Consider the following 14,138-nt stretch of genomic DNA (forward strand, 5'->3'; position numbering starts at 1 on the left):
TCGAGAGGACCTCTCCAGGTTCCCGAAACGGAAGACCCGATCTTTGCGAATGCACTTGACCGCCTGCGCGTAAGCCGCGTGAACCCTGAACTTTTGAAAGCACTGGAGGCAAACATGTTCGATCGTCATGAATACGAAGTTCTCGAAGCCGAAGCCTTCTTGAAGGGCCAAGCGAAAGGCCTTGCTAGTGGCATGGAAAAAGGTTTGGCGCAGGGCATGGAAAAAGGCGCCCAGCAGGAGCGCGAAAAGAATAATGCTGACAATGCTGTTCGCGACACCAAACGGGCCGACTACTTGCGTTCGCAGAACGTGCCGGAGAACGTGATTACGGCGATGCTCGCCTTGAAATAGCATTTTATGTTAGGTTAAAAAATCTAAAGTCGATCCTTGGGGTCGGCTTTTTCAATCTAAACATAGATGATGATATTTTTTTAAATTTGGCATAAAAGATTGAGGTTATTGGAGGTCTTCCATGAAAAAGATTTTTGCGTTATTGTCTCTTTTAGCCCTGCTCGCAGCATGTGGTGATGAATCTAGTAGCTCCGCTCCCGATCCAATCGGTGAAATCTCGTCGAGTAGCAATGAGGAGCTCGGTTCCAGTTCTTCTGTAGCGGAAAAGAATTCTTCTAGCTCCGTAAGTGGAAAGAATAGTAGCTCGTCGGTGGTTGAGCCGAGTAGTAGTGAATTGTTTTTCCATCGCTGTGATGATGGCGACTCAACATCTTCCCAAGGCGGTGGTTACATATACTATTTCATATGCAAAGATAATGAGTGGGAAGATTATAGAAAGGTTCGTAAAGATTCCCTTGATTCTCTCGCAGCAATCGAAAAAAATAAGGAACACCCCAATATGGATAGCCTTTTTTCGGGCTACGATGGAGAGTATTTAGAGTTCGAAGATCCACGAGATGGTCGCAAATACAAGTATTTTGAATTTGATGGATCCTCTGATTTTGGAAGCTATGCGACTTTTTATGTGATGGCTGAAAACTTGAATTATGGCAAGATGGTTCACAGCAGTACGACTAAATTTGACGACGAAGTGACAGAAAAAATGTGCTACGTAGACGACGAATGGTTCTGCGACAACCACTTTGGCGGTCTGTACACTTGGGCCGAGGCAATGAATTTACCCAAGGTTTGCGATTCTGTTGCCGTGGACAGTAATGACGCGTGCAAGGCCATAACAGAAAAACGTGGAAGTTATCCTGGTGAAGAGTATTTGAATATCATTTGGCAGGGAATTTGTCCCGATGGTTGGCATATTATGAACCAGAGGGAATGGAGATACGTCCATGGTGATATCCGTTCGAATATTCTGTGGAAAGATAACGCTGGGTATAATACAGCCGGCTTGGCGATTATTCCTGTTGGAACATATCATCCAAACGGTAACAGTGTGTTTAGTGGGGCTCGAGAACATGCTTCAATATGGATTTCGGCTGAAAAGAATGAAACAAATGCTTATAGCATATCTTTTTTTTCTTCATCGGGTGATCATTTTTTAAGACCTAGCAGTTCCACAAAAGGATCTTTCATCTCCGTCCGTTGTGTAATGGATTCCGACAATCCCTTAGCACAAAACTAGTCCATCCCTTTTGTTCGGGCGAGGAATGCTGATGCTGAACCCAGTTCAGCATGACAGGCGGGCCGGGGCGTTGCGGGGCGGCGAGCGCCCGCAGAGGGGGTAACGGCAGACACGGCGATAGCCTGGCCGCAAAGCGAACATTCCGGAACGGCCATGTGAGCGTGCGGAGCAGGCTGAGCCGTGGCTAGAGTTAGGGGGACCCCTCCCCCTTCAACATAAGCATATTTTTTTCAGTTTTATGTTCCATTGCCCATAAAAAATATACATTATGGGTGTAAACCCTTATTTTTAGGACACTTATGGCATTTTTCCGTGCAATTTTCTATTACCTGTTCATCGCAGTCGGACTATTCGTTGTTGGCATTCCCTTCATGTTCTACAAAGGCGTTCTTTGCAGGCGCTGGGCCGACAGCACCCGCGTTTGCATCCCGTTTTTCAATGTGCTTTTCAAGCTTTCGGGAATCAAGGTCGAAATCGTAGGCAAGGAAAACATCCCGGACCACAAGAAATTCGTGCTTATCGCGAACCACCAGAGTTTTTTGGACATCAACGTGATTTGGCCATCGATTACCATGACCTCGTTCATTGCGAAGGCGGAACTCTGGAAGATTCCCGTGTTCGGCTGGGTCTTGACTAAAATCGGCTGCATTCCGGTGCACAGGAACCCGCGCAAAAATCTGGGCATGGGCGCCACCGTGAAAAAGCGCCTCGAAGACAACGTGACGATTTCCGTGTTCCCCGAAGGCCACCGCAGCAACGACGGGCACATGCTCCCGTTCCAGAACGGCATTTTCCGCATGGCCAAGGAAAACGAATTCCCGCTCCTGCCGGTGACGATTGTCGATAGCGGCAAGCGGCTTTCCAAGACCAAGTGGGCGCAGACTCCGGGTGTGGTCAAGATTGTGGTGCACCCGCTGCAGACGCCCGAAAGTTTTAGAGACAAATCCGTCGCCCAGTTGCGCGACGAGATGCACAACATGATTTCATCCGCTTTGCCTTACAGACAAAACGCCCAACAGGAGGCTTAGTATGGCCCAGCATTTACCTAGTGAAGAACAGATTATTGCCATTTTACGCGACGAACCGATGGTCGGTAGCCGCTTACGTAGCGCGCTTGGCCTTCCGAAAAAGCAGAAGATGGCCTTTAAGCAGATGCTCGCCGACATGGTGGACCGCGGGCTGTTGAAGCGTACCAGCCACAAGGAATACCAGCTGGGCGATGGCGAAAGTGTCGAAGAAAAGCGCGAAAAACGCGTGAAGAAGATTGCGGAACAGTACCCCGAAGACAACCGCCGTCCGGGTGCCCGCAGCCGCCGCCAGACGGGCAAGGAAAACGAGACCCGCGTGAAACGCGGCATTCTGCACCAGACGGGCGAAGAAGACTGGGAAGTGCACGAACTCGATACCGGCAAGGTGTACGAGATGTGCCACCGCAGACAGGCCCCGGGCAAGGAAGGCGAAACCATCAGCTTTACGCTGTACCCGCATCCGAAACTCAAGCACAGCTACTTGGCAAAGGTAGACCGCACCGCCGAAGTCATGAACATCAGCTGGGACGAAGTCAAGACCAAGTTCATGGAAGACGCAAACTTGCCGAAGGACTTCAGCCCCGCTATCAAGAAGTATGTGGACGGCGTCAAGGAGCCGTGCGGCAAGGATTTCAAGGGCCGCGTAGATTACAGGCAGCTCACGATTCTCTGTATCGACCCCGATGGCGCCATGGACCATGACGACGCCATTAGCGTGGAACGCACCCCCAAGGGCGGCTATAGGCTGGGCGTGCACATTGCCGACGTGAGCTACTACGTGCCGGAAGGTTCCGAGCTCGACGAAGAGGCCCTGGAAAGGAGCTACACGCAGTACCTGCCGTGGACTGCCGTGCCGATGCTCCCGGAAAAACTTTCGAGCAATGTATGTAGTTTGCACCAGGGCGTTGACCGCTGCGCATTTACCTGCATGATGGAACTCGACAAGCACGCGAACGTGCTCAGCTGGGATTTCCACCGCAGTATCGTGAAGATTACCAAGTCCATCACCTACGAACAGGCGATGGAAATGATGCGAAACGGCGACGACGACATTAAGGCGCTCGCCGAGGTGACCGCACTCTTGAAGCAGAACCGCACCAAGGACGGCCTGCTGGAATTCCAGAGCACCGAATTCGGCTGCAAGTTCAACGAAAAGGGTGAACCGGAAAAGATTTACCCGCGCACGACCGACGAATCGAATTCGTGGGTGGAAGAATGCATGCTTATTGCGAACAACTGCTGCGCGAAAGAACTCAAGAAACGCAAGCTCCAGGGCATTTACCGTATCCATGAGGCTCCGGACACCAAGGACATCATGGAACTGTACTACATGTACCCGGACCTGTTCAAGGATTCTCCGGTGATGTTGCGCGACCTGGGCAAGCCCCGCAGCGGCGACACGAACCTGAACCCGACGGCATTCAAGCTGTACGAACATTTGGTGAAGCGCGCCCAGGGCGACGAGACTTTGACCAACCGCATTCTACGCAGCATGCAGAAGGCGCATTACGACAGCAACAGCTTCGGCCACTTCGCCTTGAACTGGCAGGACTACGCACACTTTACCAGCCCGATTCGCCGTTACGCCGATTTGTGGTGTCACCGTGAATTGGCGCGCAAGGGTGCCGAGATTACCGCCGAACGCAAGAACAGCGTGATTGAAGTCTGCGACCTGATTTCGGCAAACGAAGTCAAGAACCAGAAAACCGAACGCATCGCCATCAAGGTGTGCAGCTGCTGGATTTTGAAGAGCCACATCGGCGATGACTTTGAAGCTACGGTTTCGGGCATCGAGGAATGGGGCATCTACGTTTCTATCGCCGACCCGATTGCCGAAGGCCTGGTGCGCTTCCGCGATATCGCGGGCGATGACTTCTACGTATTCAACCCGGATCAGGGACTTGCCTTTGGCAAGAAGAGTGGGCGTACGTTCCGGCGCGGCGACAAGGTGCTGGTGCGCCTTTTGCGGGTAGACCCGCTGCGCGGTCAGGCTGACTTCAGCATTATCGAAAAGCTCTCTAGCGAACCGAAGAAGCGCCGCCGTCAGGGTGAATCGCGCGACGATTATGACGATTACCGCAACCGCGACGTTCGCGAACGCGCTGACCGCGCCGCCGCGGCGGAAGCCCTCGGCTACGTGAGCCAGCCCGACGAAGATTTTGACGATGACGTTCCGGAATTCGTTTCGGCACACAGCCACATGAACCGTGGCGGCCGCGGAAAATCACGCGGCGGCAGGTTCGATTCTGACGCTCCGAGCTTCGAGCGTTCTGGCCGCAGCTCTCGCGGCAGAGGCGGACGCAACGACCGTGGCGACGACCGCGAAGGATTCCACGTAGCAAGCAAACCGCGTAAGGGCGGCTCCCGCAAGGGTGCTGGCCGCAGCCAAAGCCGCGGACGCGGCGGCAGAAGGTAACGCGCAATAAGTAATGTGAGATGAGTAATGTCTAGTAACGGCAAGGTCATTCTTTACGCAAGCTACCAGACCGGGGAAAACCTTCCCGGGTATGTGCGGTTTGCGCTAAAGCACCTCGCCGAGACAGACTTTACCATCGTTCTGCTCACGAACAAGCGCCCGCTTTCGGCAGAGACGATGTCGTTCCTGGAAGACAACGAAATCAAGCTTTACCTGACCGAAAATCACGGGTTCGATTTCGGCATGTGGCGCCGGTTCTTGAAGGACCTCGCCAACGGGCGCAACAACCTGATTGAATTCAACAGCATCACTCGTCTGCTGCTCACAAACGATTCCATCGTTTACTTCCAGAACAACTTTGCCGACTTTATCCGCCGCGCCGAAGCGAGTACCGCCGACGTGGTATCGCTTACGCAAAACGACGAAGTGCGTCCGCACTTGCAATCGTTCTTCTTGTACCTCAAGCAAGAAGCCTTGGGCGCCTTCTACCTGCACTTGCTCGAAACACCCGAGCAAGAAACGTTCTACGACGTGGTGCATCGCCTGGAAATCGGCATGGCGAACGTCTTCGACGAAGCCGAAATCAAGACGGCATCGCTTTACAATACGCATTTGCGCGCCCTGTTCGCCTACCCCGAACTGATTGCGCAGGGCGGCGGGTTCATCAAGCGCAAACTCTTGCAGCACCGCTTTAGCTTTAAAGAGAAGGCTCATTTTATTCGCCAAAAGGCTTACAACGCCTTGAATGCCGATTACCACAAGATGATTCTTGATGCAGGCCTTGCGCCCGACTTTAAAGAAGAATGGCTCCCGAAACCCGTCGGGAACTTAACCAGCCAAGCCCTCGACAGACTTTGGCAAAAGGCCTTCTATAGAGTAGGCTGGCCCGTACTCAGGACAGCCATTAAAACGAAATACAAAATACTCGGCAAGCCGCTTGACGGCGACGAGTACAAGTAACTATTTCACCTTGATAAACGTGGTCACCTGAAGGGAATCGGTTTCAACGATTCCTTTTTCGTAATGCGTGTAGCCTAGAGTCCACGTGACCGTGGTGTCCGACGACGGCAATTCATCAGCAGCAAAATAATAGGAACGTTCTCTTATTTCTTCTTCCGAAGGCCAATACGTTATGATTGCGCCATCCTTTGTTGTAACAACATCGTATGTAGGTGTTGCGATTTTTACAGTGACAGGCAATTCCCAGAAATTCAACTTGGACTGAACCTTAAAAGAAACACGAGTGCTATCGGATCTGCTAAAATCAAGCGTATCTAAAAGCGCGCGCACCGCCGTAGAATCAAACGGACTCTTGGTCGCCTTATAAACAAACTCCGGTGGAATAAAATCTGTCTGGCGATTGTCTCCATAATTGACGAAAGTGGTATCGTTAATACTGACGTATTCTTCCTCGTGCCACGCATCAATATAAATCGTATCTAGAACATGGACGAAGATCGTATTCTCATCCGGCTCGAAGAAGACCTCATCGAGGGGTTCAATTCGAGTAATACAGCATTTATCCGTCCATACAATGTAGCGTTCCGCTTGGCAAGATACGCTGGAATCGTTCACATCACATGTCAAAGCTTTTGAATTCATCGTGACCGTATCGACCATTCCGCTATCCTTGCGATAAACAAAGCTCGTGTACGATGTGGTGTCATAAAGGGTGTCGTAAATCGTATCCTTGTAGACAACTAGAGTGTCATGCAAATATATCGTATCTTTTGCAATCTCAGGATTTTCGGGGCCGTCTACAACCACGGAATCCCCAGGAAGCATTTCAGCAATCTCCAAGGAATCATTCGCCGGATTGTCTACGGGATTATCAACAGGAGCTTTTGCCGTATCTTGCGGCAAAATGGCCGGCGTATTGGGGAGCGGATTTTCGGTGCTTCCATGCGGATTGGGGTCTTCCACCTCGATATTCAAAGAACACGCCCCCAAAAAGGCGGTAATCAGGAATGCCCCTATAGGGAAAAGTGTGCGTTTCATAAGTCCTCCTAGCTCAATCCAAACTTCTGTATACAAAAATAAAAACATCCTCGTCAAAACGGGGATGTTTTATTCATGTGTCAAAAATGAGTGACTTATGGCACGGATTTACGACATCCATGCGCGCAATCGAATTACTTCACGATTTCAGCGTCGACGACCTTCTTGCCGTTCATGGTTTTGGGGCCATTATTGCCGTTATCGCGGCGGATAATCTTGTACTGAATGATGCTCCAGAAGTTGGACACAATCCAGTAGAGCACGAGGCCAGAAGGCATCACGGCGCTGAACAGGAACATCATGGCAGGCATCATCCACACCATCATCTTCTGCTGGGCGGGATCCATGGCGCCGTTGCCGCTCATGGTCACCTTGGTCTGGAAGTAGGTGGTGACCACCATGATCCACGGGAGGAGTGCAAGGCCATCGGGCATGAGGAACGGAATGCTGAAGCCGTGGAAAATCACGTCGCTGCGGCTAAGGTCGGTAATCCAGAGGAAGGCCGGCATGCCGCGGAGTTCAACAGCGCGACCGAGCACGAAGAAGAGGCCCATGAAGATCGGCATCTGGATAATCATCGGGAGGCAGCCACCGGTGCAGCTAGCCAGCGGGTTCACACCGTTCTTGGCGTAGAGTTCCATGACGGCGGCCTGCTTCTTCTGCGGATCGCTGCGATACTTCACGTTGATTTCGTCGAGCTGCGGTTTGAGCTTGCTCATGGCAGAAGTCGACTTGAGCTGCTTGATGGTGAACGGAGTCGTAATACCGCGGACAATGAAGGTCACGAGGATAATGGCGACGCCGTAGTTCGGAATAATCGAGTAGAAGAACTTGAGCAGCTTGAGCAGCATGGCGCAAATCCACACGAACCAGACGCTGGAACCCGGGAACCACTTGGAACCGGTCACGATGATCTTTTCGTAGCCCTGGCCGAGAGCTTCGACTTCGGACCATTCGAGCGGGAGAACCATGAAGTTGTAAGCGATAGAATCACCGCGGACGGCGTCTGCAATGGAGAGGCTGTAGGTACCCGGATCCGGGTTGCCTTCGGTGGCGGTGTTAATGTGCTTGGCCTTGACCTGTGCGGGCACCGGAGAATCGAACTGCACCGACATAGCCACATACTTACGACGCATGCCGACCCAGTAGTAGTTGGCGTTGTCGAAGGTCATGGCGTCAGAGAAGGTTTCGCGTTCGGTGATTTCGTTGTTCTTGAAAATCACTTCGCTAAAGAAATAGCTTGTACCGCCGAAGCTCTTGCCCTTCGGAATCACTTCGGTTTCGCGCATGCCGCCCTTCCAGGAGAGCTCGTAGTTGTCGACGCGGAAACCCTTGAACTTGTTCACCTGGCGTACTGCGACGCCGGCCTTGGTGAAGCCGTAGCTACGCACCAACTGGTTGCCATTGGCATCGGTAAAGACGAACTGCACCGTGGTATCGTTTTCGACATTGATCCATTCCGGAGCGTCTACATTGAACATGACTTCGGAAAGGTCAGCACCGCCGAGGTTCAGGTCGAGGGCGCCGAGAGTCGTATCTTGAATGAGTTCGGGGAAATGGTTTGCGGAATCCGGCAGGGCCTTGACGATCACGCTCTGGACCTTACCGCCCTTATTAGAAAGGGTCATGATGAACTTGTCGTTTTCAACCGTGACCGTACGCTGGGCGATCGGCTTCGGGGCTTCGGCTGCGGCAGAGTCGCTTGCGGCAACCGAGGAATCCTTCACGGCGCTATCGGCAGCGACTTCGGTTGCGGCACCGAGAACCGGGGCAGCCTTGACTTCGGCAGTAGAGCCGGGGAGCACGAGTCCGTTTGCGGAAGGTGCTTCGGCAGAATCGGCGACCTGAGCGGCGGCTTCCTTCGCGGCAGCCTGCTTTGCGAGCTTGGCCTTTTCGGCAGCTTCGTTGTTTGCGTTCGTCATGGAGAACCACCAAATCATGATGGCTGCGATAAGGACTGATCCGATAAGAGTATTCTTGTTCATCTCTTTTCCTTTTTGGGCGGGACCGGGTCATAGCCGCCCTTGCAAAACGGGTTGCACCTTAAAATTCTATAAACCGCAAGAAAGAAACCTTTGAACACACCATGCACTTGGATTGCTTCGATCGCGTACTGAGAGCATGTCGGCTGGAACCTGCAAACCCCATGAAAGAAAAAGGGGTGAATCAACTGGTACAGCCGGATAGGCACAATCAAGGCGCCTTTCAAGACATCGTTAACCTTGTGCGTCCAAGCCATCGGTCCATTCCATTTTCTTGAACACCTTGAGCGCCGATTCACGCATGCGTTCCGAAGACATGACCTCGGAATTGTCGCTCACAATGATCATTGCCCAAACGGGCTTTGCGATATGGGGAACCCTTTCAAAAAACAGGGGCCGCAGTAATCTACGGCACTTGTTGCGGTAAACAGCGTTACCGTTCTTCTTTTTTGCCAAAAAGCAAAAACGACAAAAACCGTCCGGGCTTTCTATCCAACGCATCGTGAACGACGGCGTGCGGATGAACTTCCCATGGACGGCTACTTGCCGATAAGCTGGCTGGTTAGGCAGCCTATAGGAGCGCAACGAGGCTATGAGCCAATCCTACTTTTTGTAGATGGTGTCGCTCACGGTGAGGCGCTTGCGACCCTTGGCGCGACGACGGCTCAGAACAGCACGACCCCAACGGTCTTCCATGCGGGCACGGAAACCATGCTTGTTGGCGCGCTTACGATTATGAGGCTGGAATGTTCTTTTCATTGTAGTAACCTTTAGTAAAAGTCAAATTTTTGAGTCTCAAAATTAGAAAAATTCCTAGATAAATCAAGGGGTCAGGGGGCCACGTAAGCAAGTTTTACGGACATTTTTAGCCTTTCCCCCACGGGTCTATCAACATATCAACAATCTATCAACATCTATTTTGGGCGCACCCGACCCACGCCCACGCGACAAGACCAGGCCGGCATCCAAAAAAAGTTATATTTCCCGGCGCTATGAAGAAGAAAATCATTCTCGCTATTTCCCTTTCGGTGGCCACCCTGATCGCCGGATGCGCTAAGGGGCTCAAGCCGGATGACCCCGACGTTTACAAGAACAAGACCGGTATTATCGGCGTGTTCCGCCAGACCGCCTTCTACTGCGAAGACGTGATGCCCCAGTACATGACGCTTGGCGCCCAGAAGATCGTGGTGAAGCCGAGCTGGAGCCACGAACAGGACAACCTGTTCATTAGCGAAATGAAGCCGGGTATTGCTCCGCTGTACAAGTACGAATACGCCTGCGGTATCGACGAAACCAAGCTCACGCTCGATACCACCGACAACGGCAAGAAGCCCTTCCCGTACGCCGTGAAGATTCCGGACAAGGGATTCTGCAAGATCGTGATTTCGTTCCTCGAAAACGACAACCTGTTCTCGCATAACGACGACCTCTTGAGCGAATACTTCGAAAAGAACGAAGTGGCCGCCGGTTACCCGAACATTCCTTACTGCGACGTGATCGACACCAAGGGTAGCGTGGTGACCTTCATGAACCGCGACTCCCTTTACCGCGAACAGTACAAGGCCGCTCGCGAAACCGCCAAGAACCTCACTAACGACGACATTTACCCGCTGATCACCATCGAAGAAGGCTCCGACATGGCAAGCATGAGCGGCGACAACACCCAAGTGGTGCTGGTGACCTGGCACAACGACCCGGACCGTTTCAAGGATGGCGAAGTAACCACCCTGAAAGACGACGAAGTGCTTTGGGCCTACACCGACAAGGAATTCCTGAAATGGTTCCGTGAAAATCACGAAAAGGTGGACAACTGGGACATTCGTTTGAAGCAGCTTTTGGGCAAGTCCCCCGAAACGGACAACAGGTACTTTACCGTGTTCTGGGTAAGAGTGACCGACGTGTTCCGCCCGGCATACTTCCCCGAAATCAACAGCAACATGATGAATACGACCTTCACGAACACGCTTGAAGAAGACACCACTGCAAACGCCATGTGGTTCAAGAACTGGTTCGACAAGGAAAAGGTATCGCGCACCAAAGATGCCGCTCCGTGGACTCGCCTGGGCTATACTTACGACTGGGGCAATCCGGACAGCAAGTACGGGCTTTCGGAATTCATCGTGAAGGATGGAGCCGAAATCGAAGTGAAGTTCACGCGCAAGAACCGCGCCTTCCTCACGTGGCTTAAGGACAGACTCTAACCAGCGTCCTGTATAATTCCTGGCCGGCGGTTTGATACTTACGTTCGAAGGCCGTTTCAGGATTCTCGGGACTAAAGGCCGCGCACTCGACGCTGACATTTAACGAGAGACAGTCGCCTGCAATGCGGGCGGCTTCTTTGTATTCGCGGGCGTAGATTTCCCAATTGGTGCGGAGTTCCGTGACCGGGCTCAGGCGCATGAGCACCGGGAAAATCGGGTGCAAGTGAAAACGCCTGGTGGCTTCGCTTTCTTTGGGCCACGGGTTCGGGTAATAAAGCGCATGGTGCAAGATATTCCACTCGCCCGCATTCACTTTCTCGAGCGCGAGGCGCCAAAAATCCAAAAGTTCCGCGCGCACCCAGAAGGCATTCGCCGGAACATCGCAGGAGGCACCCGCCGAAACTTCGAGTTGCCGCTCGTTGCCCGCCTTCGAGAGGCGAACCGCCGACTTGTCGATACCGATGACCGGGACATTCGGGAACTTGCGGGCCAAATGGATGGTGCTTTCGCCTGTGCCGCAGCCGGAATCCAGCACGAGATCCAAGCGCCCCGTTGACCCGTAAAAAGAGCGCACGAATTCGGAGGCTTTTTCAAACGCTCCGCGGGTGTGATCCGCCACCGGACGCAAAAAAGTCGTGGCAGCGTACTTGCGCACCACGGCTTCTAAATTCTTGTAGATGTCGATTTGGTTGCTGGTAACAGAGCGAACGGTCACTACTTTTCCCAAATGGAGAGGCGGTCGCCACCGATCAGTTCGACATCGTCGAGCCAGACTTCGGCGTAGCCGTCGATCGTCTTGAAATCCCACGCCAACTGGTTCACGCACTTGAAGGCTTCCTTGTCGGCCGACAGCGGCACGCTCACTCGCACCCATACGCTATCAAGGCCGTATTCGGACTGAATCAACTTCTGATGGTCCGGTTCCAAGTTGGAATCGACGATGTTAAAGACCACGGAACCGATACCCTTGATACGGAAGGCAATGGAATCCACCGACGAGATATCGTTGCAAAGGGCCTTGTCGCTCTTGCCCAGTTCGACACCCATGGTTGCCCAGGGCCAGTGAGCGACTCCGGTAGAATCCTTGATGATATCGCCGAAGTGGGCCGCCACGTGAGCAAAGATGTTTCCGTCTTCGTTCGCAAGTGTAAAGAGATGGTTTTCGCCGATAATGAAGTCGGGGGTCACGTTGTCGGCAAAGTCAAAATACCACCAACCACCATCGTAGGTACGTGCCGGCATAAAGCGATTCTGGTAGTTGGAATCCTGGAAGTCTTCGAGCAACAGGGCTCGGCTTTCGTCAGCGAACGTGCCGGACACAGTGCTTTCGCCTGCGAGGACCTTCAAGTAAGTGCTGCTGGTATCGACGTCTTCGACATCGGGAATGAACACCAGGCTGAGCACGCCTTCGGGCAGGGAATCGAGCGTGAAGTTGCCGTCTTTCACCTTGGCGGAATGTTCCAGGCCGCGGACCTTGACAACGCCCTTCAGGGACTTGTCGCCCACAGAGCCAGAAACGGTCGCAGTCTTTTTAAGTCTGTCCTTACCGAGGTCGACACTTGCGCCCTTCACCTGGACCGGAATCTGCAGAGCTTCGCCAGCGAGCTTTGCTTCGAGCGTGTAGTCGCCATCGGCAACGCCTTCGATAGTCACGTTACCATTCTTGTCGGCTTCGGCAGAATAAGACTTTTCGCTATCGAGGCCTTCGCTGTCCATGAGACGGACCTTAGCGAGAGCCGCCGGAGACTTTTCGGCAGTCAAAATCTGTGCGGTAATGGCGTTACCGGCTTCGGTACCGCTCGGGCCACCGCCGGCTGTTTTAGTTTCGCCACAAGCCGAAAGACCAAGCCCGAAAGAAAGGGCGAGAATCGAGGTCGCGGCGAGCTTAGCCATATTTGCGGGGCATTCCTTTAACACGTCCCAAAAATAGAAATTTTCATTGAGTTCGCGCATTACACCCCCTTGTTTTGCGGAGCGGCACCAGTATCAGGGTCGTCCACCTTGTCAGACAAAGGGAACATCGCAATATTTAAAGCATAAACACGGTCGGCGCGTTCACTCTTACGAGCAAACTGCAACAGACCTCTACGGAATTCTTCGATGCGGTGACGGATCTCGGGCAGGTCGGATTCATCGGCCGTAAACACCACAGAAGAAATATCGCGTTCTTCGGGTTTGTGACGGTCAATCGATTCCTGAGCAAGTTCAATCGTATGCCTGTGGAAGTCGCGAACCGCCTGGCTCTTGACTTCGCCACCCGTACTGATAATCTGATCGGTAATATTCCAGCCGCCATTGCCATCGGGCACGACAAGGCCAAGCTGCTTGAGAATGCCAAGGGCAGAGCGGGCTTCATCCTGCGAAATAGCGGGGCTCAGGCTCTTGCCGAGTTTGCCGATATCGCTCGTGTCTTTGGTAATGCCAATCAGGGCGCGGAGTGCGGCACAAGCCCAGCTGCCGAAATACGAAAGCTCGGGTGCCGACAGCACGCGAGTTTCCATGGAACGCAATTCCATGAGTCGGTAGTACAACTCCGAAAGAGTCTGCTTTGCCTTGGTCTTGTTGAAACGGTATAAAGTCTTGAAGTATTCGGCACGACGGTCATCAAGTCCGCAAATGCGGATGAACGCCGGGAGCGTGCCTTCGTTCAAGTGGCCCTCTTTCTGGAATACGCGCACAAGCCAGGCCGGGTCTACGCCGGTCTTCTGACCAAGATAGCGGTACGAGGTGAAGGGGCTGCCTTTCTTGGTTTCGACGAACCAATCCTTCAGGAACTCGCGGTATTCCAAATAGTCTAATACTTCGGGCATGTCTATAATTTACCATTTAAAGATAGAAAATGTTTACAAATTTCATAAACCGAAGTATTTCCGTTGCAGAAATTTCAACAACCTCATCGGCCTTTCTGAAAGTTGTATCATATAG

General features: G+C 52.7%; 13 protein-coding genes and 1 pseudogene. 6 read left to right on the top strand and 8 right to left on the bottom strand.

Going from position 1 to position 14,138, the window contains the following annotated elements:
- The 5 genes and pseudogenes from QZN53_RS03380 to QZN53_RS03400 form a co-directional block, all read left to right on the top strand.
- A pseudogene (locus tag QZN53_RS03380) lies at positions 1–351 on the top strand (hypothetical protein); the annotation flags it as partial.
- 121 nt (positions 352–472) lie between these two features.
- A complete protein-coding gene (locus QZN53_RS03385) occupies positions 473–1,588 on the top strand; it encodes an FISUMP domain-containing protein (RefSeq protein WP_163437527.1) in 1,116 nt (371 codons plus the stop codon).
- A 299-nt stretch (positions 1,589–1,887) separates the two neighbouring features.
- Positions 1,888–2,616, top strand: coding sequence for a 1-acyl-sn-glycerol-3-phosphate acyltransferase (locus tag QZN53_RS03390; protein ID WP_072798110.1), 729 nt, complete (start codon positions 1,888–1,890; stop codon positions 2,614–2,616).
- Position 2,617: 1 nt separating this feature from the next.
- Positions 2,618–5,032 carry an RNB domain-containing ribonuclease gene (locus QZN53_RS03395; protein ID WP_163437528.1) on the top strand — a complete coding sequence of 805 codons (2,415 nt, stop codon included), beginning with the start codon at positions 2,618–2,620 and terminating at the stop codon, positions 5,030–5,032.
- Between the two features lie 27 nt (positions 5,033–5,059).
- Positions 5,060–5,992 (top strand): hypothetical protein, encoded by a 933-nt coding sequence (locus tag QZN53_RS03400; protein WP_163437529.1) that lies wholly within the window; start codon positions 5,060–5,062, stop codon positions 5,990–5,992.
- Here the strand turns inward: QZN53_RS03400 and QZN53_RS03405 are convergent, their stop codons facing one another.
- The 5 genes from QZN53_RS03405 to rpmH all read right to left on the bottom strand — a co-directional run bounded on the left by QZN53_RS03405 (position 5,993) and on the right by rpmH (position 9,771).
- A complete protein-coding gene (locus tag QZN53_RS03405; RefSeq protein ID WP_163437530.1) occupies positions 5,993–7,030 on the bottom strand; it encodes a hypothetical protein in 1,038 nt (345 codons plus the stop codon). It abuts the gene before it with no gap.
- 134 nt (positions 7,031–7,164) lie between these two features.
- Entirely contained in the window at positions 7,165–9,015 is a 1,851-nt protein-coding gene (locus QZN53_RS03410) for a YidC/Oxa1 family insertase periplasmic-domain containing protein (protein ID WP_163437531.1), read from the bottom strand.
- Positions 9,012–9,269 (bottom strand): membrane protein insertion efficiency factor YidD, encoded by a 258-nt coding sequence (yidD, locus tag QZN53_RS03415; protein ID WP_088626851.1) that lies wholly within the window; start codon positions 9,267–9,269, stop codon positions 9,012–9,014. Before yidD ends, QZN53_RS03410 begins: the two co-directional genes overlap by 4 nt.
- Entirely contained in the window at positions 9,247–9,597 is a 351-nt protein-coding gene (locus QZN53_RS03420) for a ribonuclease P protein component (protein ID WP_233144200.1), read from the bottom strand. The genes yidD and QZN53_RS03420 overlap by 23 nt, the downstream gene beginning before the upstream one ends.
- 18 nt (positions 9,598–9,615) lie before the next feature.
- Positions 9,616–9,771: a 50S ribosomal protein L34 gene (gene rpmH / locus QZN53_RS03425; RefSeq protein WP_072979488.1), complete on the bottom strand. Its 156-nt coding sequence runs from the start codon at positions 9,769–9,771 to the stop codon at positions 9,616–9,618.
- Positions 9,772–10,004: 233 nt separating this feature from the next.
- Between rpmH and QZN53_RS03430 the strand changes: the two genes are divergently transcribed.
- Positions 10,005–11,213 carry a hypothetical protein gene (locus QZN53_RS03430; protein ID WP_163437532.1) on the top strand — a complete coding sequence of 403 codons (1,209 nt, stop codon included), beginning with the start codon at positions 10,005–10,007 and terminating at the stop codon, positions 11,211–11,213.
- On the opposite strand, the gene QZN53_RS03435 is transcribed toward QZN53_RS03430, so the two are convergent.
- The 3 genes from QZN53_RS03435 to QZN53_RS03445 are packed head-to-tail and all read right to left on the bottom strand — an operon-like array spanning position 11,197 to position 14,023.
- Positions 11,197–11,940: a methyltransferase domain-containing protein gene (locus QZN53_RS03435; RefSeq protein ID WP_163437533.1), complete on the bottom strand. Its 744-nt coding sequence runs from the start codon at positions 11,938–11,940 to the stop codon at positions 11,197–11,199. The genes QZN53_RS03430 and QZN53_RS03435 overlap by 17 nt on opposite strands.
- A complete protein-coding gene (locus QZN53_RS03440; RefSeq protein WP_163437534.1) occupies positions 11,928–13,166 on the bottom strand; it encodes a carboxypeptidase regulatory-like domain-containing protein in 1,239 nt (412 codons plus the stop codon). The genes QZN53_RS03435 and QZN53_RS03440 overlap by 13 nt, the downstream gene beginning before the upstream one ends.
- A complete protein-coding gene (locus QZN53_RS03445) occupies positions 13,166–14,023 on the bottom strand; it encodes a TIGR02147 family protein (protein ID WP_163437535.1) in 858 nt (285 codons plus the stop codon). Before QZN53_RS03445 ends, QZN53_RS03440 begins: the two co-directional genes overlap by 1 nt.
- Positions 14,024–14,138: the final 115 nt, after the last annotated feature.

Source organism: uncultured Fibrobacter sp., from assembly GCF_900316465.1.
Classification (GTDB): domain Bacteria; phylum Fibrobacterota; class Fibrobacteria; order Fibrobacterales; family Fibrobacteraceae; genus Fibrobacter.

Coding starts and splice junctions, on each gene's coding strand:
- QZN53_RS03385 (WP_163437527.1), top strand. CDS start 473: ATGAAAAAGATTTTTGCGTTATTGTCTCTTTTAGCCCTGCTCGCAGCA.
- QZN53_RS03390 (WP_072798110.1), top strand. CDS start 1,888: ATGGCATTTTTCCGTGCAATTTTCTATTACCTGTTCATCGCAGTCGGA.
- QZN53_RS03395 (WP_163437528.1), top strand. CDS start 2,618: ATGGCCCAGCATTTACCTAGTGAAGAACAGATTATTGCCATTTTACGC.
- QZN53_RS03400 (WP_163437529.1), top strand. CDS start 5,060: ATGTCTAGTAACGGCAAGGTCATTCTTTACGCAAGCTACCAGACCGGG.
- QZN53_RS03405 (WP_163437530.1), bottom strand. CDS start 7,030: ATGAAACGCACACTTTTCCCTATAGGGGCATTCCTGATTACCGCCTTT.
- QZN53_RS03410 (WP_163437531.1), bottom strand. CDS start 9,015: ATGAACAAGAATACTCTTATCGGATCAGTCCTTATCGCAGCCATCATG.
- yidD (WP_088626851.1), bottom strand. CDS start 9,269: ATGGCTTGGACGCACAAGGTTAACGATGTCTTGAAAGGCGCCTTGATT.
- rpmH (WP_072979488.1), bottom strand. CDS start 9,771: ATGAAAAGAACATTCCAGCCTCATAATCGTAAGCGCGCCAACAAGCAT.
- QZN53_RS03430 (WP_163437532.1), top strand. CDS start 10,005: ATGAAGAAGAAAATCATTCTCGCTATTTCCCTTTCGGTGGCCACCCTG.
- QZN53_RS03440 (WP_163437534.1), bottom strand. CDS start 13,166: ATGCGCGAACTCAATGAAAATTTCTATTTTTGGGACGTGTTAAAGGAA.
- QZN53_RS03445 (WP_163437535.1), bottom strand. CDS start 14,023: ATGCCCGAAGTATTAGACTATTTGGAATACCGCGAGTTCCTGAAGGAT.